The sequence below is a fragment of the Micromonospora sp. NPDC023644 genome, from assembly GCF_040640115.1.
Lineage (GTDB): Bacteria > Actinomycetota > Actinomycetes > Mycobacteriales > Micromonosporaceae > Micromonospora.
The window spans coordinates 113,293-138,834 of record NZ_JBFABA010000010.1; the positions used below are offsets into that span (position 1 = coordinate 113,293).

Annotated in this window: 24 protein-coding genes and 2 pseudogenes; 9 read left to right on the forward strand and 17 right to left on the reverse strand. The window is 73.9% G+C overall.

The window, feature by feature from the left end; translation table 11 throughout:
• Positions 1-10: 10 nt before the first annotated feature.
• From AB0G08_RS11075 to AB0G08_RS11090, 4 genes are read right to left on the reverse strand one after another with little or no spacing between them, the layout of a single operon-like run.
• The gene (locus AB0G08_RS11075) at positions 11-1,975 is read right to left on the reverse strand and encodes a DUF5941 domain-containing protein (RefSeq protein WP_358086246.1); all 1,965 of its coding nucleotides are present in this window, start codon (positions 1,973-1,975) and stop codon (positions 11-13) included.
• A 41-nt stretch (positions 1,976-2,016) separates the two neighbouring features.
• The gene (locus tag AB0G08_RS11080; RefSeq protein WP_358086127.1) at positions 2,017-2,763 is read right to left on the reverse strand and encodes an ABC transporter ATP-binding protein; all 747 of its coding nucleotides are present in this window, start codon (positions 2,761-2,763) and stop codon (positions 2,017-2,019) included.
• Positions 2,764-2,765: 2 nt separating this feature from the next.
• On the reverse strand, positions 2,766-3,593 hold the full coding sequence (locus AB0G08_RS11085) for an ABC transporter permease (protein WP_358086129.1): 828 nt from the start codon (positions 3,591-3,593) through the stop codon (positions 2,766-2,768).
• Between the two features lie 59 nt (positions 3,594-3,652).
• On the reverse strand, positions 3,653-5,023 hold the full coding sequence (locus AB0G08_RS11090) for an L-serine ammonia-lyase (protein ID WP_358086131.1): 1,371 nt from the start codon (positions 5,021-5,023) through the stop codon (positions 3,653-3,655).
• Between the two features lie 309 nt (positions 5,024-5,332).
• Between AB0G08_RS11090 and AB0G08_RS11095 the strand changes: the two genes are divergently transcribed.
• Positions 5,333-5,539, forward strand: coding sequence for a PspC domain-containing protein (locus AB0G08_RS11095; protein WP_358086133.1), 207 nt, complete (start codon positions 5,333-5,335; stop codon positions 5,537-5,539).
• 89 nt (positions 5,540-5,628) lie between these two features.
• Here the strand turns inward: AB0G08_RS11095 and AB0G08_RS11100 are convergent, their stop codons facing one another.
• The 6 genes from AB0G08_RS11100 to pdxH all read right to left on the reverse strand — a co-directional run bounded on the left by AB0G08_RS11100 (position 5,629) and on the right by pdxH (position 10,578).
• Complete coding sequence (locus AB0G08_RS11100; RefSeq protein ID WP_358086135.1) at positions 5,629-6,393, reverse strand: DUF4230 domain-containing protein; 765 nt, start codon at positions 6,391-6,393, stop codon at positions 5,629-5,631.
• A gap of 153 nt (positions 6,394-6,546) precedes the next feature.
• Positions 6,547-6,852 (reverse strand): type II toxin-antitoxin system VapB family antitoxin, encoded by a 306-nt coding sequence (locus tag AB0G08_RS11105; protein ID WP_089002310.1) that lies wholly within the window; start codon positions 6,850-6,852, stop codon positions 6,547-6,549.
• Positions 6,853-7,053: 201 nt separating this feature from the next.
• The gene (locus AB0G08_RS11110; RefSeq protein ID WP_358086136.1) at positions 7,054-7,656 is read right to left on the reverse strand and encodes a nitroreductase family protein; all 603 of its coding nucleotides are present in this window, start codon (positions 7,654-7,656) and stop codon (positions 7,054-7,056) included.
• Between the two features lie 12 nt (positions 7,657-7,668).
• Positions 7,669-8,598: an aldose 1-epimerase family protein gene (locus AB0G08_RS11115; protein ID WP_358086138.1), complete on the reverse strand. Its 930-nt coding sequence runs from the start codon at positions 8,596-8,598 to the stop codon at positions 7,669-7,671.
• Between the two features lie 52 nt (positions 8,599-8,650).
• On the reverse strand, positions 8,651-9,952 hold the full coding sequence (locus tag AB0G08_RS11120) for an MFS transporter (RefSeq protein ID WP_358086139.1): 1,302 nt from the start codon (positions 9,950-9,952) through the stop codon (positions 8,651-8,653).
• Positions 9,949-10,578 carry a pyridoxamine 5'-phosphate oxidase gene (gene pdxH / locus AB0G08_RS11125; protein WP_358086248.1) on the reverse strand — a complete coding sequence of 210 codons (630 nt, stop codon included), beginning with the start codon at positions 10,576-10,578 and terminating at the stop codon, positions 9,949-9,951. Before pdxH ends, AB0G08_RS11120 begins: the two co-directional genes overlap by 4 nt.
• 285 nt (positions 10,579-10,863) lie before the next feature.
• Between pdxH and AB0G08_RS11130 the strand changes: the two genes are divergently transcribed.
• The 4 genes from AB0G08_RS11130 to AB0G08_RS11145 all read left to right on the forward strand — a co-directional run bounded on the left by AB0G08_RS11130 (position 10,864) and on the right by AB0G08_RS11145 (position 15,729).
• Positions 10,864-11,970, forward strand: coding sequence for a citrate synthase 2 (locus tag AB0G08_RS11130; protein WP_358086141.1), 1,107 nt, complete (start codon positions 10,864-10,866; stop codon positions 11,968-11,970).
• Positions 11,971-12,263: 293 nt separating this feature from the next.
• Complete coding sequence (gene serC / locus AB0G08_RS11135) at positions 12,264-13,391, forward strand: phosphoserine transaminase (RefSeq protein WP_358086143.1); 1,128 nt, start codon at positions 12,264-12,266, stop codon at positions 13,389-13,391.
• 187 nt (positions 13,392-13,578) lie between these two features.
• A complete protein-coding gene (gene sepH, locus AB0G08_RS11140; RefSeq protein ID WP_358086145.1) occupies positions 13,579-14,664 on the forward strand; it encodes a septation protein SepH in 1,086 nt (361 codons plus the stop codon).
• Positions 14,665-14,742: 78 nt separating this feature from the next.
• Positions 14,743-15,729 (forward strand): aldo/keto reductase, encoded by a 987-nt coding sequence (locus tag AB0G08_RS11145; protein ID WP_358086146.1) that lies wholly within the window; start codon positions 14,743-14,745, stop codon positions 15,727-15,729.
• A gap of 10 nt (positions 15,730-15,739) precedes the next feature.
• Here the strand turns inward: AB0G08_RS11145 and thpR are convergent, their stop codons facing one another.
• The 5 genes from thpR to AB0G08_RS11170 form a co-directional block, all read right to left on the reverse strand.
• A complete protein-coding gene (thpR, locus tag AB0G08_RS11150; protein ID WP_358086147.1) occupies positions 15,740-16,318 on the reverse strand; it encodes an RNA 2',3'-cyclic phosphodiesterase in 579 nt (192 codons plus the stop codon).
• 12 nt (positions 16,319-16,330) lie between these two features.
• Positions 16,331-16,840, reverse strand: coding sequence for a hypothetical protein (locus AB0G08_RS11155; RefSeq protein ID WP_358086149.1), 510 nt, complete (start codon positions 16,838-16,840; stop codon positions 16,331-16,333).
• 104 nt (positions 16,841-16,944) lie between these two features.
• Positions 16,945-18,228 carry an MFS transporter gene (locus tag AB0G08_RS11160; RefSeq protein WP_358086150.1) on the reverse strand — a complete coding sequence of 428 codons (1,284 nt, stop codon included), beginning with the start codon at positions 18,226-18,228 and terminating at the stop codon, positions 16,945-16,947.
• A 68-nt stretch (positions 18,229-18,296) separates the two neighbouring features.
• Entirely contained in the window at positions 18,297-18,746 is a 450-nt protein-coding gene (locus AB0G08_RS11165; RefSeq protein ID WP_358086152.1) for a MarR family transcriptional regulator, read from the reverse strand.
• A gap of 121 nt (positions 18,747-18,867) precedes the next feature.
• A complete protein-coding gene (locus AB0G08_RS11170; protein ID WP_358086154.1) occupies positions 18,868-20,346 on the reverse strand; it encodes an NCS2 family permease in 1,479 nt (492 codons plus the stop codon).
• A gap of 87 nt (positions 20,347-20,433) precedes the next feature.
• Between AB0G08_RS11170 and AB0G08_RS11175 the strand changes: the two genes are divergently transcribed.
• Complete coding sequence (locus tag AB0G08_RS11175) at positions 20,434-20,682, forward strand: DUF2530 domain-containing protein (RefSeq protein ID WP_132231936.1); 249 nt, start codon at positions 20,434-20,436, stop codon at positions 20,680-20,682.
• A gap of 46 nt (positions 20,683-20,728) precedes the next feature.
• Here AB0G08_RS11175 and AB0G08_RS11180 read toward each other — a convergent pair whose 3' ends face one another.
• Complete coding sequence (locus AB0G08_RS11180) at positions 20,729-21,568, reverse strand: DUF3027 domain-containing protein (RefSeq protein WP_358086156.1); 840 nt, start codon at positions 21,566-21,568, stop codon at positions 20,729-20,731.
• Positions 21,569-21,655: 87 nt separating this feature from the next.
• On the opposite strand from AB0G08_RS11180, the pseudogene AB0G08_RS11185 reads away from it, so the two are divergent.
• From AB0G08_RS11185 to AB0G08_RS11195, 3 genes and pseudogenes are all read left to right on the forward strand, one after another.
• A pseudogene (locus tag AB0G08_RS11185) lies at positions 21,656-23,065 on the forward strand (MFS transporter); the annotation flags it as partial.
• Positions 23,066-23,248: 183 nt separating this feature from the next.
• Positions 23,249-23,428 (forward strand): annotated as a pseudogene (locus AB0G08_RS11190) (MFS transporter); the annotation flags it as partial.
• On the forward strand, positions 23,425-24,075 hold the full coding sequence (locus AB0G08_RS11195; RefSeq protein WP_358086158.1) for a futalosine hydrolase: 651 nt from the start codon (positions 23,425-23,427) through the stop codon (positions 24,073-24,075). The pseudogene AB0G08_RS11190 and the gene AB0G08_RS11195, both read left to right, overlap by 4 nt.
• Before the next feature lie 102 nt (positions 24,076-24,177).
• Here AB0G08_RS11195 and AB0G08_RS11200 read toward each other — a convergent pair whose 3' ends face one another.
• Complete coding sequence (locus tag AB0G08_RS11200) at positions 24,178-25,038, reverse strand: helix-turn-helix transcriptional regulator (RefSeq protein ID WP_358086160.1); 861 nt, start codon at positions 25,036-25,038, stop codon at positions 24,178-24,180.
• Positions 25,039-25,542 lie beyond the last annotated feature (504 nt).

The following is a 25,542-nucleotide window of genomic DNA, read 5'->3' on the forward strand; positions in this document are numbered from 1 at the left end:
GCCCCTGTCGTCAGCCCGGCGAGCGACCTCCCGCGCCGACCAGGCCCGCCGACGCCCGCGCGGCGCGGGCGGGCAGGACGACCCAGGCGAGGGCGACACTCCCCACGAAAACCACGAGAAGGTACGTACCGAGTGTAGCCATCCCGATACCCGCAAAACCGACGATCGCCGCCACGGCCAGCAGGACCGACCGGCCCTCCCAGCCCAGCGTGCCGCCGTGCAGCGGCGGGGCGGCCTGCCGCTTCTCCAGCCGCGCCGTCAGGTCGTAGTGGTGCAGGGTCAGCACGAAGACGTACCCGAAGATCAGCCACGCCGGCACGTCGCCGACCACCCCGACCGCGACGGCGAAGAGGTACTCGCCCGCCCGCAGCGCCGCCGGGACCAGCCAGTCCAGCGGCCCGTCGTGCGCCGCGCCGGCGCCGAGGCCGCCGGCCAGCAGCACCAGCAGCGCGGCCGGTACCGCCCACCGCAGGCCCTGCGCCCCGTCGCGGGTGAGCAGCGCCGCCACCAGCAGCGCCGCCGGGCCCAGCGCCGCGACGACCGCCAGCGTCAGCGGACCCGCGGGCCGGACGACCGGGAGGAACCGGGCGGCGAGCGGGCCGTCGTCGCGGTGCAGGGTGGCGTCGACCGTGCCCAGCACCGGCACCCGCATCCAGCGGGCCCGCAGCGTGCGCAGCGCCCCGGTGTACGCGAAGGCCAGCACCCCCCAGCCGAGCACCGCGTACAGGCTGACCAGCGGGCCGAACAGCGCCACGGTGATCGCGATCAGCGCCCACCGCTCCCCGATCGGGAAGACCACCGTCCGCTTCAGCCAGTACGACAGCGAGCCCGTGTCGGCCTGCACCCGGTTGGAGGCGGCGTTCAGCTTGTCGCCGATGCCGCCGCCGGCGGTGCCGACCGCCTTCGGCCGGCGGGCCGCCTCGTCGTGCAACACGCCGTACCAGGTGTCGGTCATGTGCCGGACGGTCTGCAGGGTGATCGCGGCGATCGCCAACGCCCAGCCGTACCGGAAACCGGCCTGGGTGGCCCCGTAGCCGAGGCCCGCGTAGACCACGTACTCCTTCGCCCGGTCGGCCATGGTGTCCAGCCAGCCGCCCCAGGCGCTGAAGTGCCGGGTGTAGCGGGCGAGCTGGCCGTCCACGCAGTCCAGCACGAAGCCGAGGTAGAGCAGCACCGCCCCGGCGACCAGCGCCAGCCGGCCGCCCGTGCCGAAGAGCACGGCGGCGGCCACCGCGAAGGCCACCGAGATCATCGTGACGCCCGTGGGGCCGAGCCCGAGCTTCGCCGACGCCTTCGTCACGTACGGCGACCAGGTGCTGACGAAGAAGGTGGTGAAGAAGTCGTCCCGCTCCTTCACCGAGAGCCTCAGCTCGGCCCGGTCCTCGTCGACGGCGGCCACGGCCGCCTCCGCGGCGGCCAGCCCCGCCGGGTCGCCCACCCGGTGCGCGACGAGCAGGCGTACGCGCTGGGCGAAGGTCAGCGTGCCGAGCCCGGTGAGGCCCGCGAAGAGCCGGTCCACGGCGGGCCCGGCCACCGGCGGCGCGGCGGCCGACGGCGCGCCCGCGGACACCACCGCGGCGGTGGCCGCGCGCGCGGCGGCGGCGAGCGCGGGCAGGTGGTCGACGCCGACCCGCAGCGCGCCGCCGAAGACGCCGGTGGCCCCGCCGTCCAGCGCCTCCGGCGGCCCGGCCTCGACCACCTGGCCGCGCTCCTCGCGCACGGCCGTGCGGCCCTCGCCGGGCGGGTCGGTGAGCACCAGCGCGACCGTCGGCCCGACGGGGCTGGTGGCCAGGTGCCGCAGGACGGCGGTGTGCGCGACCAGGTCGGCGCCGGTGACGAGCACCGGGTGAGTGGCCGCGTCGACGAGGGTGGCCAGCTCGTCCAGGTCGGCGGCGTGGCGCACCTCGTCCGCCCCGGCGCGACGGAGCTGGTCGGCCAGCCGGTCGGCGAGGGGTTCGCCCGAGCGGGTCGGCAGGCTCGCGGCCGGGGCGTCGGCGGCGAGCACGATCGCGAGCGTCACCGCGGAACCGCGGCCTGGTACGCGTGGAGCGCCTCGGCGATCGTGCCGTCGACGCTCAGCCGGCCCCCGTCGAGGTAGAGCCCCCGACGGCAGAACCGGGTCAGATCCTTTTCGTTGTGTGACACCAGCACCAGAGTGCGCCCCTCCCCGAGCAGACGGTCGATCGTCGCATAACACTTCTTGCGGAACTCCTCGTCCCCGACCGCGGTCACCTCGTCCATGAGCAGGATCGGGTGCGGCAGGTGCGAGATGATGGCGAAGCCGAGCCGGACCTTCATGCCGGACGAGTAGTGCCGCACCGACGTGTCGATGGCCCGTTCCACCTGCTCACCGGCGAACGAGACGATGTCGTCGAAGTGCCGCCGCAGGTAGCCCGAGGGGAGCCCGTGCAGGCCGCCGACCAGGTAGAGGTTCTCCCGCCCGGTCAGGTCGTTGGAGAACCCGGCGGAGAGCTCCAGCAGCGGCGCGACGTCCCCGCGCACCCGGATCCGGCCCTCGTCGGGGATGAGCACGCCGGCGATCAGCCGCAGCAGGGTGCTCTTGCCGGTGCCGTTGCGGCCCACCACACCGACGGTCTCCCCGGCGCGGACCGAGAACGACACGTCCCGCAGCGGCCAGAACCGGCCGTCGTCCGCGCCGCGCCGCCCCCGGTGGATGAACAGCTCCCGCAGCCGCAGCTGCCGCCGCCGGTTGCGGACGAACCGGATGCCGAGTCCCTCCGCCGCGATGATCGGGTCGGCCATCCCTACAGTTCCTTGAGCACGGCGGGTTCGAGCCGGCGGAACGACCACCAGCCGGCGGCGAGCGCCAGCAGGCTGACGCCGACGGCGGTGGCGAGCAGCCGGGCGTCGGGGAACTCGTCCGGGTACCAGACCGCGTGGTGCAGCTGGAAGATGCCGACCAGCGGATTCAGCTCGTAGGCGACCTTCAGCCAGCCCGGCAGGTCGGCGTCCCGCACGAGGCTCAGCGGATAGATGATCGGGGTGGCGTAGAAGAGCACCCGGATGACCAGCCGCATGAAGCGCTCCACGTCGCGCATCAGCACGTTGACCGCCGAGAGCAGCAGCGCCAGCCCCACCAGCAGGACGGCCTGCACCGCCACCGCGAGCGGCAGGGCCAGCAGCGACCAGCCCAGCTCGACCCGGCCGGACGCGGCGTACCAGACGGCGACGGCGAGCAGGATCGGCAGGCCGGCGGCGTACTCGGCGAAGCGGCCGGTGACCCGGCCGATCGGGAAGACCTGCCGCGGCACGTTCATCGTGGTGATCAGCCGGGCCTGGCCGGTCAGCGCGTTGGTCGCCTCGCTCAGCGCCGAGCTGGTCCACATCCAGGCGAAGATCCCGGTGAGCAGGAACAGCGGGTACGAGTCGGCCGCGTCACCGAGGTGGCGGTTGGTGTCCCGGGAGTAGAGGATCCCGAAGACGAACCAGTAGATCGCCCCCATGCCGAGGGGCTCGATCAGCGACCAGAGGTACCCGAGCACGGACTGCTGGTACTTCACGGCGAGGTCGCGCCTGACGAGGATGCGCAGCGAGGTCCGGTGCGACCACAACGCCGCGACGCCAGAGGTCACCGCCGCCTCCCGCCTCACCGAACGGACGACAGGTTAGCAGTCGGTGAACGAACGCCCCCTCAGCACTCGATCACGTTGACGGCCAGTCCGCCGCGCGCCGTCTCCTTGTATTTGACCTTCATATCCGCGCCGGTCTCGCGCATGGTCTTGATGACCTTGTCCAGCGAGACGTGGTGCACCCCGTCGCCGCGCAGCGCCAGCCGGGCGGCCGTGATCGCCTTGATGCTAGCCACCGCGTTCCGCTCGATGCAGGGGATCTGCACCAGACCCCCGACCGGGTCGCAGGTCAGCCCGAGGTTGTGCTCCATGCCGATCTCGGCGGCGTTCTCCACCTGCTCGGGGGTGCCGCCCAGCGCCTCGGCCAGCCCGGCGGCGGCCATCGAGCAGGCCGAGCCCACCTCGCCCTGGCAGCCCACCTCCGCGCCGGAGATCGAGGCGTTCTCCTTGAACAGCACGCCGATCGCGCCCGCCGCCAGCAGGAACCGGACCACCCCCTCCTCGGAGGCGCCCGGGGAGAACCGGGTGTAGTAGTGCAGCACCGCCGGGATGATCCCGGCCGCCCCGTTGGTCGGCGCGGTGACCACCCGGCCGCCGGCCGCGTTCTCCTCGTTGACGGCGAGGGCGAACAGCGTCACCCAGTCCATCGCCCGCAGCGGGTCGGCCGGGTCGGACTCCGTCTCCAGGCTGCGGCGCAGCTCGGCGGCGCGGCGGCGGACCTTCAGGCCGCCGGGCAGCACCCCGTCGCGCGAGCAGCCGCGCTCGACGCACTCCTGCATCACCCGCCAGATCTCCAGCAGGCCGGCGCGCACCTCGCCCTCGCTGCGCCAGGAGAGCTCGTTGGCGAGCATCACCTCGCTGATCGACAGCCCCGTCGACGTGGTCACGTCGAGCAGTTGCGCGCCGGTGAGGAACGGGTGCCGCACCCGCGTGGCGTCCGGCTTGATCCGGTCCGCCCCGGCCGCCGCCTCGTCCACCACGAACCCGCCGCCGACCGAGTAGTACGTCCGTGCCCGCAGCTCCGCGCCCCTGTCGTCGTACGCGGCGAAGGTCATCCCGTTCGGGTGGTACGGCAGCGACCGGCGCCGGTGCAGCACCAGGTCTCGGTCCGGGTCGAAGTCGATCTCGTGCGCGTCGAGCAGGCTCAGCCGGCGCTCGGCGCGGATCCGGGCGATCCGCGCGTCGACCGTGTCGGTGTCGACGGTCTCCGGGGCCTCGCCGGCCAACCCGAGCAGCACGGCCCGGTCGCTGCCGTGGCCGTGTCCGGTGGCGCCGAGCGAGCCGAAGAGCTCCGCCTGCACCCGTACCGTGCCGGTCAGCAACCCGTCGGCCTTGAGCCCGGCGGCGAAGGTGCGGGCGGCCCGCATCGGCCCCACCGTGTGGGAGCTGGACGGCCCGATGCCGACGCTGAAGAGGTCGAAAACGCTGATCATGGCTGCACTTCCTCGCCGTCGCACCCTCGTGGGGTTCCGGCCCGGTCGTGGCCGACCCGGTCCGGGCGGCCGTCCGGCACCCGGGGGTGTGGGTGCCCGACCGGCGAGCCTACCCGCCCAGCTCAGCTCCTGCCCGTCGTTCCCGCCGGCCGTCCGCTCCGGCGGGCCGGGGCGTCGCGGGGCCGGTTCCCGGGTAACCACCTACGGGTACGGGCGCCGCCGATCCTCCTCGCGACCGAGGGCGCGGTGGCCACCCCTTCCTACCGTTGAGGGCAGAGGCGGCGAACGCCGCAGAGTGGGAGTACGACGATGAGTCGCAAACTGGTCCGCCCCCGTCAGGGGCGCATGATCGCCGGCGTCTGCGCCGGCCTGGCCCAGCGTTTCGGCAGGTCGGCCGGCTTCATCCGGCTGCTGTTCCTGCTGTCGCTGCTGCTGCCCGGCACCCAGGTGATCGTCTACCTGGTCCTCTGGGTCCTGATGCCGAACGAGGACCGCTACGCCGCCACCCGCTACTGAGCCCACCCCGCTCCCGGCCGGGGGCGAACACGCGCAGGCGCCCGTCCCGTAGACCGGGGCGGGCGCCGTCGCGTCGGTGGGCTCCGCCGTCACGGGGCGGTGTAGGTGACCGTCACCTTCTCGTAGCCGAGGGAGCGCAGCAGCCCTTCCAGCATCTTGCGGGTGTTCTCCTCCGCCCGCTGGGTCAGGCCGCTGTCGCGGGCCGCGGTGGTGATCCGCTCCTCGGCGAGCTGGTAGACCTGCTGCTGGCGGTTGGGATCGCCCTTCACCAGCTCGCCGACCCGGTTGAGCAGCCCGCGCTCCTCGGCGAAGACGTAGCTCTTCTCCAGGTCGAGGTTGGTCTTGCCGAGCTGCGGCGCCGGCAGCCTGATCTCCACCGACTTGCCGTCGGCCGACTCGACCACCGCGCCCTCGGAGATCTTGGCGAAGTCGACGTACGCCTCGACGCTGCCCGCCCCGACGAAGAGGGTGCGCTGGCTGAGCAGCCAGTCGGGCACGTTGCGCCGGTCGTTCTGGAGATCGACGACCACCTGGAAGTTGCCCTCGGCCGCCACGTAGCGGCTGAGATCCTGGATCGACTTGAGCAGCGGCGGCTGGCTGCGGTCGGTCTGCTCCTTGGCGAACGGGTTGCGGAAGTCCGGCAGCAGGCCGGTGGCCTGCACGCCGAGCAGCACCACCACCGCCAGCGCCGCCGCGCCGAGCACCCAGAGCAAGCCGCGGGCGGGCCCGCCCGCCGGCGGCGGCGCACCCGGCTCCGGCTCGGTTGTGACAGCCGACCGCTCCTTGAGCGCCTCGCCGGTCGGATAGCCGGGGAACTCCCTCGTGGGCTCGTTGATGTCACCGTCGCGGGCCATGGCCCTCACCGTCCTCGTCAGACACGTCGTCTGAGGATGACGGTACGGCTCCTGTGCGACAGCCGCTCGTCGAAGGACCCGACCGGGCGCGACCGCCGCGCCGATGCGGCGGAACCGCAGGTCAGGACGGGTCGGCCGGCCGGCGGACCGCGCTCACTCGATCGGCCCGGAGAGGACGAGCACCCGGGCGTGGATCTGGTTGCGCTGCTGCAGCGCCGCCCGCAGGGCGCGGTGCAGCCCGTCCTCCAGGTAGAGCCCGCCGTTCCACTGCACCACGTGCGGGAAAAGGTCGCCGTAGAAGGTGGAGTCCTCGGCGAGGAGCTTGTCCAGCGCCAGCTCGCGCTTGGTGGTGATCAACTGATCCAGGCGCAGTGGCCTCGGCGGGATCTCCGCCCACTGCTTGAGCGTCAGATTGTGCTCCGGGTAGGGACGCCCGTCCCGGACCGCTCTGAAGATCACGACGGCACGCTCCCCTCCCCCTGGCCGGGCCGACCCACGACACCGGGTCGGGTCGCGGCGCGGCACCGCGACCCGCGGCACCGATGACCGTGCCAGCGTAGCCGGCTGCACCACACCGCGTTCTGCTCCCTGATGCCAGTTTCACCACCCGCCGTCCGGTTCGCCACCGGACGAAACACCTGACGAGGCTCTCGGCGCCGGTCAGCTCCACCGCCCCCGCCGGACCACCTCGTCCACCGGGCGACGTCCCCGGCGCAGCGACGGTGACCGGTGGTCGGGCGCGCGGTAACCCACCGTGACGGCGCCGACGGGCTCGTACTCGGGCGGCACCCCGAACGCCTCCCGGTACGCGTCGAGGCGCGGCGCGGGGATGCCGAAGAAGCACGCCCCCAGCCCCTCGTCCACGGCGGTCAGCAGCATCAGCAGGGCGGCGAAGCCGGTGTCCACGTACCAGTAGGGCACCGGCCAGCGCTCCGTCGAGCGGTCCGCCCAGCCCTTGTCGGGTTCCGCGTACCGCTCCACGTAGGCCGACCGGTTCGCGTGCGGGACGACGATCAGCGGGGCCCGGCGCATCCCCGCCAGCCACCGCTCCCGACCGCCGCCGCCCGGGGTGGTCGCCGTCCAGAACCGCTCCCGGTCCTCCGGCGTCTCCAACACCAGGAAACCCCAGCCCTGGGCGAAGCCGGCCGACGGCGCGCGGACCGCGTGGTCGAGCAGCCGCTCCACCACGTCGGGCGGGACGGGACGGTCCGGGTCGTAGTTGCGCACCATCCGGCGCCGCCGGACCACCTCGCTGAACTCCATGCGCTCCCCCGCTCAGACCCCGGGCCGTACGCCCCAGACACCCCGCCAGGTCGCGCCCGGCTTGAGGGTGATCACGTCCCGACCCGAGCGGAACGCGTCCGGCGGGCAGGTCATCGGCTCCACCGCCACGGAACGGCGTCGCCGCTCGCCGGGCAGGGCGTCGCCGGTGAACACCTGCCACCAGCCGAACTCCCGGTCCGCCCAGATCCGCACGCCCGTCGCGCCGTCCGGGGCGGCCAGGCTGACCACCGAGCCGCCGTCGTCGTCGCGGATCACGTCGCCGAAGGCGAGGTCGAGCCGGGCGCCGCCGATCCGGCGGGGGCTGGTCCAGTCGTACTCGGTGCCGGCGACCGGGGTGCCCCCGATCGGCAGCAGCCGCCCGTCCACCTGCAACCGCGTCCGGGCCGGCAGCCGCAGCGACAGGTCGTCCACCGCCACCCCGGGCACCCGCAGGTACGGGTGCACGGCGAAGCCGAACGGCGCGGGCTCGGCGCCGAGGTTCGTCGCCTCGTGCTCCGCGCGCAGCCCGTCCGGGCCGACGCTCCACCGGGTGCGCAGCCGCAGCGGCCACGGGTAGCCCGGCTGCGGCGGCAGGTCGTAGCCGACGGTCACCGCGTCGGACGACTGCTCCACCAGCCGCCACGGCACCCAGTTGACCAGCCCGTGGATGGCCACGCCCCGGTCCGGCTCACTGAGCGTGAGCTGCAACGACCGCTCGCCGAAGGTGTAGCGCCCGTCGCGGATCCGGTTCGGCCAGGGGGCCAGCACCTGCCCGGCGCAGCCGGGGCAGAGCTCGTCGGCGTCGTACCCGTCCAGGTGGTCGGTCCCGTCGTGCCGGTATGTCCGGACCCCGCCGCCCACCTCCACGATGACGGCCTCGTGGCCGGCGGCCGAAATGGTCCACTGTGCGCCCGAGGGCGGACGCTGGTCGGGGGTGTCCATGCGGGGGACCCTAACGGCTCCCCCTCGTCGTCGCTCGCCCCGGCCGAACCCGTCACGCCCGGTCACCGCCGGCGGGGGCCGTCGCCCGGTAGCGCAGCAGCACCGGGAACGCCACCGCGAGCAGCACCGCGAGCGCCGCCGCGGCCAGCCCGCCGCCGACCCAGGCGACGCCGCCGCCGAACCCGGCCGCCATCGCGCCGGCCCGCAGGTCGCCCAGGCGCGGGCCGCCGGCGATGACCACCGTGTTGACGCCCATCAGCCGCCCGCGCATCCGGTCCGGCGCGTAGACCAGCAGCATCGACTGCCGCAGCACCGCGCTGACCAGGTCGGCCGCCCCGGCCACCGCGAGCAGCAGCACCATCAGCCAGAGCTGGCCGGCCAGCCCGGCCGCCGCGATGGCCAGCCCCCAGCCGACCACCGCCGCCACCAGCACCAGCCCCTGCCGGCGCAGCCGCCCGATCCACCCGGAGGTCAGCCCGCCGAGCATCGCGCCCGCCGCGATCGCGCTGTAGAGCCAGCCGACCGCCGCGCCGCCGCCGAACCGGGACTCGGCGATCTCCGGGAAGAGCGCCCGGGGCATCGCCAGCACCATCGCGATCAGGTCGATGACGAAGGAGAGCATCAGCACCGGGGTGGTCGCCAGGTAGCGCAGGCCGTCGACGATGCTGGCCAGCCCGGCCCGCCGCGGGGCGGCGGACGCGTCCGGGTCCGGCTCCGGCGGCATGGCCGGCAGCTTCACCGTCGCCCAGACGGCGACCGCGTAGAGCACGGCGTCGGCCGCGTACGCGATCGGCAGGCCGAGGCCGGTGCCCCACGCGGCGAAGATCAGGCCGGCGACCAGCGGGCCGAACACCGCGGCGGCCGTGAAGGTGGTGAAGTTCAGCGTGGTCGCCGCCGGCACCAGCTCCGCGGGCACCAGCCGGGGCAGGACCGCGTTGCGGGTGGGCGAGCTGATCGCGAAGGCGATCGACTGCACCGCCACCAGGCCGAGCAGCAGCAGCGGGCTGCCGATCCCGAGCACCGCCTGCACCACCAGGCCGGACGTGGCGGTCCAGAGCACCGCCGCGGTCCCCAGCAGCACCTTGCGCCGGTCGTGCGCGTCGGCCACCGCGCCGCCCCAGAGCCCGAAGACCAGCAGCGGTACGAACGCCGCGATCCCGAGCAGGCCGACCCAGAACGAGCTGCCGGTCAGCGCGTACATCTCCACCGGCACGGCGACCGCGGTGAGCTGGATGCCGAACATCGCGATGCCGTTGCCCAGCCACATCCGCCGGTACGCCGGCACGGCCAGCGGGCGCACGTCGATCGCGAACCGGCGCAGCCCGCCCGGCCGCGAGTCCTTGAGCTGGGTCACGGCGCCAGCCGCTCGACGGTCCACTGCCCGGTCCCGGTGAGCCGGAACCGCAGCCGGTCGTGCAGCCGGCTGACCCGGCCCTGCCAGAACTCCACCGACTCCGGCCGCACCCGCAGCCCGCCCCAGTGCGGCGGGGCGGGGATCGGCTCGACCTCGGCGAACCGCTCCGCCGCCGCCCGGTACGCCTCGTCCAGCACGGCCCGGTCGGGGATCACCCGGGACTGGGTGCTGGCCCAGGCACCGAGCTGGGAGCCGCGCGGCCGGCTGGCGAAGTACGCCTCCGTCTCCGCCCGGTCGACCCGCTCCACCCGGCCGGCCACCACCACCTGCCGGTGCATGGGGAACCAGGGGAAGACGAGGCTCGCGTACGGGTTGACGGCCGCCTCGGCGCCCTTGCGGGACCCGTAGTTGGTGAAGAAGACGAAGCCCTCCGGGTCGTACCCCTTCAGCAGCACGGTCCGCGCGCTCGGCCGGCCCGCGGCGTCGGCGGTGCCGACCACCATCGCGTTCGGTTCGGGCAGCCCGGCGGCCACCGCGTCGGCGAACCAGCGGTCGAACTGGCCGTGCCAGTCGGCGGCCAGGTCCGCCTCGGAAAGGCCCAGCTCCGTGGCGTACTCGTTACGCATCGCCGCTGGCCGGGCTGTGTCCCCCGTCACGTTCCCTCTCCTCCTCGTCGACCCGGCCCACCCCCTGCGACGCAGGCCAGCCCGTACCGCCCAGTGTCACCGACGCGGCCCGGGCCCTCCGGACCGGGGATGTCGTGTGCGGCACAGTCGCAGTGGGTCGCGGATCCGGTTACCCAGCAGGCAAGATGTCACGAACACATCCCTGAGGGTCGCCTAAGGCGCTCGCCCGGCTGGGCCGGGACCGAAGCCCCGGGCGGGCGCACCGAGCAGATCCAGGAGAGCGACATGGCCGATTTCAAACCCGGGCTGGAGGGCGTCGTAGCCTTCGAGACCGAGATCGCCGAACCCGACCGCGCGGGCGGCGCGCTGCGCTATCGCGGGGTCGACATCGAGGATCTGATCGGCCAGGTCTCCTTCGGCAACGTCTGGGCGCTGCTGGTCGACGGGCGGTTCGGCCCGGGCCTGCCGCCGGCGGAGCCGTTCCCGGTGCCGGTGCACTCCGGCGACATCCGGGTGGACGTGCAGTCCGCGGTCGCGATGCTGGCCCCGTACTGGGGTCTCAGCCAGCTGCTCGACATCTCCGACGAGCAGGCCCGTGAGGACCTCGCCCGGGTGTCGGTCACCGCGCTCTCCTTCGTCGCCCAGTCGGCGCGCGGCCTGGGCCTGCCGGCGGTGCCGCAGAAGGAGATCGACAAGGCCTCCACGATCGTCGAGCGCTTCATGAAGCGCTGGCGGGGCGAGCCGGACCCGCGGCACGTCAAGGCCGTCGACGCCTACTTCATCTCGGCCGCCGAGCACGGCCTGAACGCCTCCACCTTCACCGCCCGGATCGTCGCCTCCACCGGCGCGGACGCCGCGGCCTGCATCTCCTCCGGCATCGGCGCCCTCTCCGGCCCGCTGCACGGCGGCGCCCCGTCCCGCGTGCTCAGCATGCTGGAGGCGGTCGAGCGCAGCGGCGACGCCGAGGGCTACGTCAAGGGCGTCCTCGACCGGGGCGAGCGGCTGATGGGCTTCGGCCACCGCGTCTACCGGGCCGAGGACCCGCGCGCCCGGGTGCTCCGCCGCACCGCCAAGGAGCTGGGCGCGCCGCGCTTCGAGATCGCCGAGGCGCTGGAGAAGGCCGCCCTGGCCGAGCTCCAGGCCCGCCGGCCGGACCGGGTGCTCGCCACCAACGTCGAGTTCTGGTCGGCCGTGGTGCTGGACTTCGCCGAGGTGCCGGCGCACATGTTCACCTCCATGTTCACCTGCGCCCGGATGGGCGGCTGGAGCGCGCACATCCTGGAGCAGAAGAAGCTCCAGCGGCTGGTCCGCCCGTCGGCCCGCTACGTCGGCCCGGGCACCCGCAAGCCCAGCGACGTCGAGGGCTGGGACGCCATCCCGCACGGCGTCTGAGAGACGACGCGAGAGGGGCCCATCCCGTCGCCCGGCGGCGGGAAGGGCCCCTTCGTGCGCGTGGGCACAGCGGGCCGCGGCCCCCGGGCGCCGGTTGTGGTGTACGCCTCAAGGCCGCAGGTGGGACCAGCGGCCGGAGCGACCGATCCGGGTGGGAGGATGAAGGCCGGCAGTGTCGCCGGACCGGGCCCGGGTCCCGGCCACGTCGTGCGCCTGAGCGCGCGTCCGCCGTCGATCCGCGCCCGCCTGAACACCGGGCCCGCTCTCGCCCATGCGGAAGGATCTCGACAACCGTGGCTGACGCACCGACCATCCGGATTCCCGACGACCTCAAGCCCGCCGACGGGAGGTTCGGCTGCGGGCCGTCCAAGGTCCGTCCGGCGGCGGTCTCCGCCCTCACCGACGTGGCGACCAGCTACCTGGGCACCTCGCACCGGCAGAAGACCGTCCGTGACCAGGTGGCCCGGCTGCGCCGCGGCATCGCCGAGTTCTTCTCCCTCCCCGAGGGCTACGAGGTGGTGCTCGGCAACGGCGGCACCACGGCGTTCTGGGAGGTCGCGACGTTCGGCCTGGTCCGCGACCGGGCGCAGTTCGCCAGCTTCGGCGAGTTCGGCGCGAAGTTCGCCAAGTCCGTCAAGGACGCCCCGTTCCTCGGCGAGCCCACCATCCGCAAGTCGGAGGCCGGCACCGCGCCCACCCTGACCGCCGAGGCCGGGGTGGACGTCTACGCCACCCCACACAACGAGACCTCGACGGGTGTCGCGGTGCCGATCGCCCGGGTGGCCGGCGCCGACCCCGGCTCGCTGCTGCTGGTCGACGCCACCTCGGGCGCGGGCGGCCTGGACGTCAACGTCGGCGAGACCGACGTCTACTACTTCGCCCCGCAGAAGTGCTTCGGCTCCGACGGCGGCCTGTGGCTGGCCCTGATGTCCCCGGCCGCGCTGGAGCGGGCCGGCGAGATCAAGGCGTCCGGCCGCTACATCCCGGCCTTCCTCGACCTGGTCACCGCGATCGACAACTCGCGGCTGGAGCAGACCTACAACACCCCGGCGCTGGCCACCATCTTCCTGGCCGCCGAGCAGACCGACTGGATGAACTCCCAGGGCGGGCTGGCCTGGGCGGCCAAGCGCACGGCCGAGAGCGCCGCGATCGTGTACGGCTGGGCGGAGCGCTCCGAGGTGGCGACGCCGTTCGTCACCGACCCGGCGCTGCGCTCCAACGTGGTCGCCACCATCGACTTCGCCGACTCCGTCGACGCCACCGCGATCGCCAAGGCGCTGCGCGCCAACGGCATCGTGGACACCGAGCCGTACCGGAAGCTGGGCCGCAACCAGCTTCGCGTCGCGCTCTTCCCGGCCGTCGAGCCGGCCGACGTCGAGGCCCTGACCGCGTCGATCGACTACGTGGTCGAGCGACTCTGACCGCCGTCACGGTCGGTGGCCGCCGGCACGCCCGCCGGCCACCGACCGTGATCATCGTCGCAGCTCAGTCGCGACATGCGGGTGTCGCATCCCCCACCTGCGGGCAGATGCGCGTACGGTGGTGCGAGGACGCCCGGGTGGCCGGCTCGTGGCGTGACGGCCAGCGAAGCGGGACGGAGGCAACGCCATGCGCCCAGTACGCTTCGTCGCCCTCTCCGAGGACGGCCAGGCCCTGGTGCTCGCCGACGAGGTCGGGCGACTGCTCGCCCTGCCCATCGACGAGCGGATCGCCGGCGCGTTGCACGCCGAGCCCGGCGCCCCGCCGCTCGCGGTGGCCCCGGTGACCAGCGCCGACCCGGTGCCCTCACTCTCCCCACGGGACATCCAGGCGAAGATCCGCTCCGGCGAGTCCGCCGAGGACGTCGCCCGGATCGCCGGCGTGCCGGTCGACCGGGTGCTGCGCTATGCCGGCCCGGTGCTCCAGGAGCGGGCCATGCTCGCCCAGCACGCCCGGCGCACCCGGCTGAAGGGCGCGGAGAAGCCCACCCCGCTCGCCGAGGTGGTCAACGGCCGGCTGGCCCAGCACGGGATCGACACCGAGAAGATCTCCTGGGACGCGTGGCGTCGCGACGACGGCACCTGGCGGATCGTGGCGACCTGGCCCTCGGGCAAGGCGACCGCGCAGGCGATCTGGGATCTCGACAAGACCCGGCAGGCGGTCACCCCGCACGACGACATGGCGCAGTACCTCTGCGCCGAGCGGCCCACCCCGATCCTCGGCCAGGAGCCGGCGCCCGAGCGGGGCGGCCACGCGCTGCCCGGTCCGTCGCGCGGTGAGCCGAGCCGGGGCGGGCACGGCCTGCCGGCGGCGGCCGAGCACAGCCGCCCCGGGCGTGACCCGATCCGGGCCGGGCGGGACGCCCTGCTCGCCTCCCTCGACCGTCCGCTCGGCTCGACCTCGGGCCGCGGGCTCGAACCCCGCACCCCGGCCGCCCTGGCCGGGCAGGACGCGCCGCGCCAGCGGCCGGTCGGCGGCGGCGCGGCGGCGCTGCTCGGCGGTGGCCAGGGTTCCGCGTTCGACGACGACTCGGACGCGCCCAAGGAGGTGCCGGCCGTGCCGTCGCTGGCGGTGCTCCGGCCCCGGCGCACGGGCGCGCCCTCGGCGGCAGCGGCCGGCGAGTCGACCGACGCCGGCGGCAAGCCGCGCAAGCGCCTGCCGAGCTGGGACGACGTGCTCTTCGGCAGCGGCCCGGCGGCCCGCGAGTCCTCGTGACCGGCTGACTCCGGCGGCGGATCCCGTCGCCGGAGTCGACGCGAGGCACGCGAGGTGCCGCCGTGGCAGGGTGGCCTCATGGAGTACACGAACCTCGGCCGTACGGGCCTGTCGGTCAGCCGCCTCTGCCTCGGCACGATGAACTTCGGGCCGCAGACCACCGAGCCGGACAGCTTCGCGATCATGGACCGGGCCCTGGAACACGGGATCAACTTCTTCGACACCGCCAACGTCTACGGCTGGCAGACCGGCGAGGGGATCACCGAGCAGATCATCGGGCGCTGGTTCGCCCAGGGCGGCGGCCGGCGGGAGAAGGTCGTGCTGGCCACCAAGGTCTACGGCAAGATGGGCGAGTGGCCCAACGAGCAGGGCCTCTCCGCCCGGCACATCGTCCGGGCCTGCGAGGACTCGCTGCGTCGCCTCCGGACCGACACCATCGACCTCTACCAGATGCACCACGTCTCCCGGAGCACCCCGTGGGAGGAGATCTGGCAGGCCATGGAGACCCTGGTCGCCCAGGGCAAGGTGCTCTACGTCGGGTCGTCCAACTTCGCCGGCTGGCACATCTCGGTGGCGCAGGAGGCCGCGGCCAGGCGCCACTTCCTCGGCCTCGTCTCCGAGCAGTGCATCTACAACCTGATGACCCGGCACGTCGAGCTCGAGGTGGTGCCGGCCGCGCAGCACCACGGGCTGGGCGTCATCCCCTGGTCGCCGCTGCACGGCGGGCTGCTCGCCGGTGTGCTGCGGAAGATGGCCGAGGGCGGGGCCGCGCGCGGCGCCAGCGGCCGCTCCGCCGACGCGCTCGCCGATCACCGGCCGACCATCGAGGCGTACGAGGAACTCTGCGGCGACCTCGGTCACGACCCGGCGGACGTGGCCCTCGGCTGGCTGCTGTCCCGGCCCGGGGTGACCGCCCCGATCATCGGTCCGCGCACCACCGACCAGCTCGACCGTTCCCTGGGCGCCCTGGCCGTCCGCCTCGACGAGGACGCCCTCACCCGCCTGGACGAGCTCTTCCCACCCGTCGGCAACGGCGGTCCCGGCCCGGAAGCCTGGGCCTGGTGACCGAGGAGCGTCAGAGGGGCCAGGCGGCCAGGCGGTCGTAGGTGGGGCGGGGCCCGGGGTGGCTGCGCACGAGGACCATCTCGCCGGCCGGCCACTGCGGGCCCACATAGTCGTCGAGGGCGGCCACGTCGGCGGCCACGTCGACCGGGGGCACCCGGTCGCCGGGGCGGGCGACGGTCAGGTGCGGGCGGAACGGCTTCTCGTCGTACGGCAGGCGGGCGTGCCGCAGGCGGGAGCGGATCAGCCGGGCCAGCACCAGTACCGGCTCCACCTCGCCCCGCAGGTCGACCCAGAGCACGGTGAACCGGCCCCGCCCGAACCGCCCGCCGCCGGCCAGCCAGAGCCGGGGCGCGGCCTGGCGGCCGTCCCGGGACCACTCGGCGGCGAGCCCCAGCGCGCTCTCCACGGCGACCAGCCGGTCCGCCTCGACGTCGCCGAGGAAGGCGAGGGTGACGTGCGCGTGGGCCGGGTCGGCGAGCCGGACGTTGATGCCGGCGGCGGCCGCCGCGCCGATCCGCAGCCGGGCGACCTGCGCGCCGAGGTGCGCGACCGCCTCGGGCGGCGGGTAGAGCGCCACGAAGAGCCGCACGCCGCTACGCCCTCAGCGGTGACGCTGCCGGTGCCCGGCCCGGGCGGCGGGCAGGGTCAGCCCGGCGGCGTGCAGCAGTCCCTCCACCCGGACCCGTTCCAGCTCCAGGTCGACGCCCTCCAGCTCGGCCAGGTGCTCGGTGAGCCCGAGGGCCCGGCAGGCCAGCCGGAGCCGGTCGTCGTACGCCCGCAGGATCGTGCCGTGCCAGACGGGCTGGCGGCCGTCGGGGCCGACCCCCTGGCCGCGCAGGCGGCGCAGGTCGGCGGCGAGTTCCTCCAGCGGGCGCCGGTCGGGCCGGTCGAAGCCGGTGAGGTCGATGTCGCGGGTCAGCGCGTCGGCCTCGACGGCCCGGTCCAGCCGGGCGATCGTGCGCCGCTCCTGCCGGCGCTCGCGCCACTCGGCCCATCCGCAGGCGACCCGGTCGATGATCTCGTCGGCGCAGAAGACCAGGGCGATCACCGCCGGCAGGCTCGCTACGGCGACGAAGGCCAGGATCAGCAGCAGCGCGCGCCCGAGCTCCACGTATCGACGCTAAGCCTCTTCCGGCCGGCCCGCCACCGGTTTCGTGCCATCCACGTCATCCGCAGGAGGGGACGGATCGTCCCACCGGAGGGGCGGCGGCACGCTCAGCAGTCGGTGGAGGTGACGTAGAAGCGCGGCATCGGCAGGATGCGGAAGCGCAGCCGGGCGCCGGAGTGGCGCAGCTGCCAGGTGAGCGCGATCAGGACGGTGGCCAGCGAGATCAGCCCGCCGATCCAGATACTCGCGCCGGCGCCGTAGGTCTCGGCGACCCAGCCGATGAGCGGCGCTCCGACCGGGTTGGTGCCGAGGAAGACCAGCACCCACAGGGCCATCACCCGGCCGCGGAAGGCGGCGTCGGTGCCGAGCTGGACCCGCTGGTTGGCCGCCTGGGCGAAGAAGACCATGAAGAACCCGGTCGGCAGCAGCAGCGTCACCACCATCCAGTACGCCGGGGCGAGCCCCACCAGCGTGCCGAAGCTGGCGCAGCCGACCCCCGCGCCGAGCACCAGCCAGACCGACGGGCGGCTGCGCCGCCCGGTGCCGGCGAGCGCCCCGACCAGCGCGCCGACCGCCAGCGCGGTGCTGAACAGCCCGAACGAGGCGGCACCGGTCTGGAACACGGTCTTGGCCAGCGCGGCAAGGGTCAGCTGGAAGTTGAACAGCGACATGCCGATCACCGACATCATCGCCATGGGCAGCAGCAGGTCGGGCCGGCGCCAGACGTAGCGCAGGCCGTCGACCACCTTGGCCGACGCCCGCTCGTCGCGCGGCGGCAGCGCCTCCCGGTGCAGCTCGGCGGGGCGCATCTGGATCACGGTGACCAGCGGGGCGATCGAGCTGAGCGCGGTGAACAGGAAGACCGGCCCGACGTCGAGCACGGCGATGGCCAGGCCGGCGACGGCCGGACCGACGATCCGGGCGGAGTTGAACACGGCCGCGTTCAGCGAGAGCGCGTTCGGCAGCAGCGACGTGCCCACCAGCTCGGAGACGAACGCCTGCCGGACCGGGGTCTCCACGGCGTTGGCGACGCCCAGCAGGGCCGCGAACGCGAAGACGTGCCAGAGCTGCACGAGGCCGGTGATCACCAGCAGGGCCATGGCGAGGGCCAGCACGGTCCAGAACGCGTTCGCGACGAAGAGCAGCATGCGCTTGTCGTAGCGGTCGGCGAGCCGCCCGGAGAGCAGGGTGAGCAGCAGCACCGGGGTGAACTGGAGCGCGGTCACCACGCCGAGCGCGGTGGCGGAGTTGTCGGAGAGCTCGAGGACCAGCCAGTCCTGGGCGATGAACATCATCCAGACGCCGATCAGCTTGATCAGCTGCCCGGATGCGAAGAGCCGGTAGTTGCGGACCTGTAGGGACTGGAACATCGTGCTCAGCTTCGCCTGCACTCTTGGTGCGCCTCCTCGCGGTCGTACGCGTCATCGACGTCGGACGGCGCGGTGGCACGACGCGCGGGTCAGGCGCGGGCGACCTGCTGAAGGATCTCGGCCGCCTGCCGCAGGGTGTCCCGCTCGGCCTCGGTCAGCGCGGCCAGCCGGCGGGCCAGCCACTCGTCACGGACCCGCTCGAACTGGTCGAGCACCGCCCGTCCCCCCTCGGTCGCCGCCAGGATGACCTGCCGGCCGTCGGTCGGATGGGGGGTGCGCTGCACGAGGCCGCGCTCCTCCAACTTCGCGACGATCTTGGTCATCGTCGGGGGCTGCACCCGTTCCACGTCGGCCAGTTCCCGAGGCGTCAGCGCACCCGCCAGCCGGAGGCTGGTGAGCGCGGAGAGCTGGGTGACCGTGAGGTCGCCGACCGGCCGGGCCTGTCGGACCCGCCGGTTGAGCCGGGTGATCGCATCACGCAGCTGCGGTGCCAGCTGCGCCGGTGGCACGCGTTTCGCCGTCACCGTCCGCTCCGTCACGATAGTTAGCCTAACTAATTAGCTTGGCGAATGAGTGGTGATATGACCATGCTCACGAGAAGTTTGTCCTGCTCCGGGCCGGGTACCCGATTCGGTCACCGGCCCGGAGCGGACTGCCGTGTCAGAGCACCACGGACTCGATCGGCCCGCGCAGGAAGTAGAGCACGAAGAGGGCGGCCACCCCGTACAGCAGCGGGTGGATCTCCCGGGCCTTGCCCCGGGCGAGCTTCACCACCACGTACGAGATCAGGCCGGCGCCGATGCCGTTGGAGATCGAGTACGTGAAGGGCATCAGCACGATCGTCAGGAACGCCGGGATCGCGATCTCGTAGTCGGACCAGTCGATCGTCCGCACCGCGGTCATCATCAGGAAGCCGACCACCACCAGCGCGGTGGACGCCGCCTCGAACGGCACCACCACGACCAGCGGCGCCAGGAACATCGCCAGCAGGAACAACCCGCCGGTGACCAGGTTGGCCACGCCGGTCCGGGCGCCCTCCGCCACACCGGCGGCGCTCTCGATGTACGACGTGTTGCTGGACGTGCTCGCCGCACCGCCGGCCGCCGCCGCGATCGAGTCGACCAGCAGGATCTCCTTCGCCCGCGGCGGGGTGCCCCGCTCGTCGAGCATGTTCCCCTCCTGGCCGACCGCGACCATCGTGCCCATGGTGTCGAAGAAGTCCGTGATCAGCAGGGTGAACACGAACATGAGGACGACGACCCAGCCGGCCCGGCCCCACGAGTCGAACAGGTTGAACTTGCCGATCAGCGACAGGTCCGGCACGTCCACCCAGGTCTTCGGCAGCTCGGGGACGTTGAGCGCCCAGCCCTTCGGGTTCGGCTTGCCGTCGACGAAGGACGGGCCGATGTTCGCCACCGCCTCGACGACGATCGCCAGCACGGTGGAGCCGAGGATGCCGATCAGGATCGCGCCCCTGACCCGGCGCACCAGCAGCACGATGGTCAGCAGCAGGCCCACCACGAAGACCAGCAGCGGCCAGCTGGCGAGCTTGCCGCCGATGCCCAGGCTGACCGGGACGGTGCTGTTCTGCACGTCCGGCACCCGGCGCACGAAGCCGGCGTCGACGAGGCCGATGATGGTCAGGAAGAGGCCGATGCCGACGCCGATCGCCGTCTTCATCTGCGTCGGCACCGAGCGGAACACCGCCGTACGCAGGCCGGTCAGCACCAGCACCGCGATGATCAGGCCCTCGATCACCACGAGGCCCATCGCGTCCGCCCAGGTCATCTCCGGGGCGATCTCGTACGCGACCAGCGCGTTGACGCCGAGGCCGGCGGCGAGCGCCAGCGGGAACCGGCCGACGACACCCATCAGGATGGTCATCAGGCCGGCGACCAGGGCGGTGGCCGCGGCGAGGGCGGCGATGGGGAGCTTCTTGCCGTCGCCGTCGACGGCACCACCGATGATGAGCGGGTTGAGCACCACGATGTACGCCATCGTGAAGAAGGTCGCCAGGCCACCGCGTACCTCGCGGCTCATCGTCGAGCCACGGGCGGAGACCTCGAAGTACCGGTCGAAACCGTTACGCGGGTGAGCGGGGTCGGGTGGTGTGCCGTTCTCGGGCGGCGCTACTGCCATCAGGTCCTCGCAGGTGATCTTCCGTTGTCGCGCGCATCGTCGCAGATCACCGGCCAGCAGGAAAAGTTGATCGCGTACGCTTGCCGCGTGCCGAAGGAGCAGCCACCGCGGCCCGAGCCGCTCGACCCGCCGATGGTGCCGTTCGCCCTCGCCGGGATGGCGGCCTGGGCGCTCGCCGGGCTGGTGCTGCTGATCTTCTTCCGCGACTGGTTGACCGCGCACGACCACCAGGACTGGCTGTGGACCTGCCTGGCCGGTTTCCTGTGGGGTTTCCCCGGTCTCGCCGTGATGATGCGGCACGACGCCAACCGGCGCCGCCGCCGCGCCGGCCGCTGACCTGCGACGACCCCGATCCGCCGGATCGGCGCCGCGCCCGGTGGCGTCAGGGGTGGCCGTACGGTTCCGCCGGCTCCGCGGCCTCGACGGAACCCGGCGCCCGGCTGACCGCCATGGGCTCGACCGCGCTGTCGTCGTAGACCGTCGGCATCTCGTCGACCTGGGTCTCGGCGGCCTCGATCAGGGTCTCCGAGTGCGCCCCGCAGCCGTGGTCGGCGCTGACCACCCGACCGTCGTCGGGGGCGTAGAAGTTGCCGCAGGCCCCGAAGGACTGCCGCAGAGCGCCGGCGAGCGGCAGGTAGAAGCCGCAGGTGCCGCAGCGGGCGGCGGCGGGGGCGGCGACCGAGATCGCGGCGGACGGGCCGTGGTCGCCGTCGTACCAGCGCTGGGCGGCCTCGCTGCGCCCCTCCCGGGAGAGCACCCGGGCCCGGCCGAGGCCGAGCTCCCAGGCGGTCTCCTCGACGGCGGGGTCGTCGGAGAGCAGGTAGCCGGGCTGGAGCCGGTCGTCGTCCGCCGGGGTGGGCAGCAGGTCGCCGGGGCCGAGGTCGCCCGGCTTGAGCCGCTCCTGCCACGGCAGCCAGCCGGGGGCGAGCATCGCGTCCGTGCCGGGGAGCAGCACCGTCTCGCAGACGGTGACGTGCCGGCTGCGCGGCACCCGGGTCACGGTGACCGCCCACCGCCAGCCGCGGTAGCCGGCGAGCCGACACTCGAAGTAGTGCGTGACGAGTCGGTCGCCCTCCGCGACGGCCTGCAGGTGGTCGCCGATGTCCGAGGGGTCGACCTCGGTAATGGCGTCACGTGCCACCTCGACGGCGGCGGCGCAGACCTGGTCGAGACGAGCGGCACGGGCGGAGGCGGGCCTGGTCACCCGACCATTGTTCCCCATGCGTACGGCCGACCGACAGGCACCCGCCGACGACGTTCTGGGACAGTGGTGCGGCATGGACGGACCGGATGGGTGAGGATGGTGGACATGCCGCTGTTCTCCCGCTCCGGGCGGTCCGTACTCGGGCGGACCGTCGGCACCGGCATCAAGGCCGTCCGCCTGCTGTTACGCGGCTCGGTCAGCGGTGGGCGCTGGATGACCCGCCGGGCGGGCCGGGCCCGCGCCCGGGGCGCTGGCGACGAGGTCGGCATGGTCCGCCTCTTCGACCTGCACGCGATCTCCTGCGCCGGGGACACGCTGATCGCCATCGGACTCGCCGGGACGATCTTCTTCAACGTGCCGCTCGGCGAGGCGCGCAGCAAGGTCGCCCTCTACCTGCTGGTGACCATGGTGCCGTTCGCCATGCTCGCCCCGGTGGTGGGCCCACTGCTCGACCACTTCCGCCACGGTCGCCGGTACGCGCTGGCCGCCACCATGCTCGGCCGGGCCTTCCTGGCCTGGCTGATCTCCGACTACATCCACGGCTTCGGCCTCTATCCGGCGGCCTTCGGCGTGCTGGCGCTCTCCCGCGCGTACGGGGTGGCCCGCTCGGCGGCCGTCCCGCGGCTGCTGCCGGAAGGGCTCGGCCTCTCCCAGGTGGGCGCCCGGGCCAGCGTCTACGGCACGGTGGCCGGCGCCCTGGTCGCGCCGATCGGGCTGGCCGCCTTCTGGTTCGGTCCGCAGTGGCCGCTCCGGGTCGCCTCGATCATCTTCCTGGTCGGCATGGTGATCTCCCTGCGGCTGCCGCCCAAGGCCGACTCCGAGCCGCCGGAGCGGGTGCCCCGGCCGCTGCGGGCGCTCGGTCGGCGCACCGGCGACCGCCCGCTGGGCCGGGGGCGGCCGGCCGGCCGGCTCGTGATCGCCACCCTGATCGGCGCCGCGACGCTGCGCGGGCTGTACGGGTTCCTGCTGCTCTTCCTGGCCTTCGCAATCAAGGCGGGTGACCTGACCACCGTCGTCTTCGGCCGGGACCTCGGCGACGAGGGGGCGCTGGGCCTCGTCGGCGCGGCACTGGCCGTGGGCACCTTCCTCGCCACCGCGATCGGCACCCGGCTGCGCATCCACCGACCCGTCGCCATCCAGTCCAGCGGCATGATCATCGTGGGCGGGGTGGCGGTCCTCGCCGCGTTGAAGTTCTCGCTGCCGATGGTCGCCCTGCTCTGCCTCGTGGCCGCGCTGATCAGCGGCATCGCCAAGCTCACCGTGGACGCCTCGATCCAGGAACGCATCCCCGAGCGGCTGCGGGCCAGCTCGTTCGCCCACTCCGAGACGGTGCTGATGCTCGCGTTCGTCGCCGGGGGCGGGCTGGGGCTCGTACCCTTCGACGGCCGGATCGGGATCGCCGTCGCCGCCGGGGTCGGCACGTTGGCCGCCGTCCGGGGCGTGCTGGTGGCGGGCCGCCTGCGCGCCGAGCGGCTGGCCGGGCGCCCGCTCGCCGACGACGAACTGGCCGACGACACCGACGAAGCCGCCACGGACACCGAAGCCGGCACGGCCGGCACGCCCACCAAGGCGGACACGGGCGCCGCGGCAAGCCCGGGCACCAGGGCGGGCACGCGCACCGCTGCTGACGTGCCCACCAGGGCCGGCACGGCCGGGACGCCCACCGCTGCCGGGGCCGGCGCGCGCACCGAGGCCGAGGCCGGCCCCGACAGCGGGGTGGCGCCCGTCTCGCCCGCCCCCGCGCAGGGCGGCTCGCCGCTGGACGACCCGGCCCTGGCCCCGCCCGGCTACCACATCTACCGGCCGTCGTCGGCGGTCGGCGGGCCGGGCGGCACGGACGACGAGACCCGGCGGGAACCGCAGGGGCCCCTGCCGTGACGGGTTTGCTGGTGGTCACGGCGGTGCCCGCCGAGGCCGAGGCGGTCCGCGCGGGCCTCACGGATGCGTCGACGGAGGTGCTGCCGGTGGGGGTCGGGCCAGCCGTCGCCGCCGCCACCACCACCCGGCTGCTGGTGCTCGCCGAGGCGGCCGGGCGTCCGTACCGCGGTGTGGTCAGCGCGGGCGTGGCGGGTGGCTTCGCCGGCCGGGTGGAGGTCGGCGCGACGGTGCTGGGCTCCGTCGCCGTCGCCGCCGACCTGGGCGCCGAGTCACCGGCGGGCTTCCTCCCGGTGGACGAGCTGGGCATGCCCCCGGAGTGGCTCGGTGGTGGCGTCGCGCTCGCCGCCGACCCGGGGCTGCTGGCCACCCTGCGCGCCGCGCTGCCGACGGCAACGGTGGGCGCGGTGTTGACCGTCAGCACGGTGACCGGCACCGCCGCCAGCACGGACGCCCTGCGCCGGCGCCACCCCGACGCGGTCGCCGAGGCCATGGAGGGGTACGGCGTGGCCGTCGCCGCCGCGCAGGCCGGCGTCCCGTTCGTCGAGCTGCGTACCGTCTCCAACCCGATCGGCCCCCGGGACCGCGACGCCTGGCGCATGCGCGAGGCGCTCGCCGCCCTCACCACGGCCGCCGCGGCCCTGACCTGAACCCGCCGGCCGGCCTGCCTGCCAGCCAGCCCCTGAGCCTGCCTGCCCCTGAGCCTGCCTGCCCCTGAGCCTGTCGGCCTCGGCTGCCGACCAGCCCAGCGATCATCCTCTGGGCGTCGGCCGTTGGTCGAACCGCAGGACCGCCGGCCGACTCGCCTCCAACTGATAGCCGCAGGCGATCAGGAAGTCGACGCCACCGATGCCGGCGACGGCGCGCACGGTCTGGATACCGGCCTGGTCCAGTTCCTCGCCGAGGAGCCGGAGCAACCGGCGGCCGATGCCCAGGAAGCGCAGCTGGGGCGCGACGAGGACACCGTCCAGCACCATCTCCCGCCGATCGCCGAGATCCTCGCCGAGCAGCAGGTCCTCGCTGCGTTCGTGTGCCCGGAGTTCGCCGACCAACTCGCCGCCCGGCAGTTGGGCCACGAACCGCCAGCACCCGTCCGGCACCCCCTCCGTCACCCGACGGAAGCTGACGGCGGCGCGCGCCCGCTCCCGCACCCGCCGCTCGTCGCGTCGCCCGCGATGAAGGTCGTACGTCATCTCCGGCACCCGCACCGGCCACTGCTCCTGCGGGACGTACCAGTGCCCCCACCACGCACCCGGCCAGTCCTTCAGCGTCCGGACCTCCCGGATGTCGAGGTGCGCGGGATAGCGGCGGCCCCCCTCGTCGCGGCGGCCGTCGTGAGGTACGGGCGGCAACACGGCGACGGTCCCCGGTTCGCCGTCCGTGCTCCCTTGATCAGCGGTCCGGACGCCCACCGCCAGCTCTCCGCCAGCGGCCCGGACCAACCGCTCCACCGTCCGCAACCTCGGATCGGCTCCCGGATCGGCCTCGATCCGCGCCAGCGTGCTCTTGGGTACGCCCGACCGACGCGCCAACTCCCGCTGGCTCAGGTCTGCCTGGCGCCGGAGAGCGCGCAGCGCGGCCCCCACCTCGATCGGTCCGGTCGGCTCCGCCACGTGTCGATCGTTGCGACGCCACGAGCGACCGTCAACAAGCGCGACACACCTGTGGATAAGCCTGTGGACAACTGGCTTGGTGCTGCGCGGCCAGGTGCTCTTCGGCACGCTGTCGAGCTGCCCCGTTCATGAGACCACCGCTCTACGGAGATGCCGGCACCGTTGAGCGACCGGGTGTCCAGGACGGCCGGGTGTCCAGGAATGTACCGTCTGCACTGGTCCCCGGCGTGCGATGTGGGTGCACACGGGCATCAGCCGGGTCATCCGGCAGCAGGGGTGCGACGGCGGCGACCGGGCGGCACTCGGCGCGCGCGGCACCGGGCGGCACTTGGCGCGCGCCGCACCGGGCTGACCGGGCCCAGGCCGCTCCCGGTGCGGCCGGCGCTCGCCGGATCGCAACTTGCCCATTTGCCGCACCTCGGCTTGCCCCATCTGTGAGGGCAGCTCGACAGCGTGGACCAGGGGGCACCGCGGGCGGCGGAGCGGCGCGTCCCGGCTCGGTCG